At 61.8% G+C, this 246-nt stretch carries 1 protein-coding gene; it reads left to right on the top strand.

All coding sequences use genetic code 11. The annotated features are described in order from the left end of the window. Nucleotides 1-246, top strand: a 246-nt coding sequence (locus SB659_RS20280) for a hypothetical protein (protein WP_410551732.1), incomplete at both ends; no start/stop codon positions are given.

The raw sequence follows: 246 nt of genomic DNA, 5'->3' as shown, positions 1-246 counted from the left end.
CTGCTCTGCGTTGCCAGCGTTTTGACGACAGCCGGACGCGATCTTGCGACACGCTCGATCGATCCGGAAATTCCGTCGCTGATGGTGACTGTCGTCACCGCCATTTCGGTCGCCTTCTTCGGCGCTCTCTTGATGCCGCCGCTTGGCGGTTGGCACCCGACGACATGGACCGCGCTGTCCCATCTGCTACTCGCTTCTGTTCTCGTGCTGATCGGCTACCAGTCGGTGATCACGGCCATGCGGACC

It is taken from the genome of Arthrobacter sp. SIMBA_036, from assembly GCF_046535135.1.
In the GTDB taxonomy this organism is placed as follows: Bacteria; Actinomycetota; Actinomycetes; order Actinomycetales; family Micrococcaceae; genus Arthrobacter.
This window is presented reverse-complemented; position numbering and strand designations above follow the sequence as displayed.